This is a genomic window from Streptomyces sp. SID12488 (assembly GCF_010548275.1).
Taxonomy (GTDB): Bacteria; Actinomycetota; Actinomycetes; order Streptomycetales; family Streptomycetaceae; genus Streptomyces.
This window is the reverse complement of the sequence record NZ_JAAGLT010000112.1, coordinates 1-564: the sequence shown is the minus strand read 5'-3', so window position 1 is coordinate 564 and position 564 is coordinate 1. Positions and strand designations below refer to the sequence as shown.

The following is a 564-nucleotide window of genomic DNA, read 5'->3' as shown; positions in this document are numbered from 1 at the left end:
GCCTCATCGTCGTCGCCGTCCTCGGTACCGTCGAGGTCGACCAGGACGTCGAGGGGGTCCTCGGGGTCCCGGCCGAGCAGTTCGTCGGTGAGCAGGATCTCTCCGTACGAACTACGGGCTGCCGCGGCGGCATCGGACACATAGATCCTGGGGTCCTCTTCACCATCGACGCGGATGACACCGAACCAGGCGTCCTCCTGCTCGATGAAGACCAGAACCGTTTCCTCCTCGGCGATGGCCGCACGGGCCAGGTCGCTCAGATCGCCGAGGGTTTCCACATGGTCGAGATCAGGTTCGCTCGCTTGCCAACCGTTCTCGTTGCGCGCGAGCAGTGCGGCGAAGTACACCGTGACTCTCCCACAGGTCTCAGGCCGTCCGGACCGGGCGGGGAGCACCCCACCCACTCGGCATCGTGGCAGAAAGCTGGGCTTTGCGAAGGGTCTTCCGCACTCCGACGTGCCAGGTCTTCATCACGTCGGGCTGCGGAACACCCTCAGGAGGCGGCTTCCGGCCCGCCCCCGCACCGTTTCCGGACGTTCCGGAGGTCCGACCGGTCACCAGCGG

1 pseudogene is annotated in these 564 nt (G+C 66.7%); it reads right to left on the bottom strand.

The window, feature by feature from the left end:
• Positions 1-347, bottom strand: a pseudogene (locus G3I56_RS42745) (hypothetical protein); the annotation flags it as partial.
• Positions 348-564: the final 217 nt, after the last annotated feature.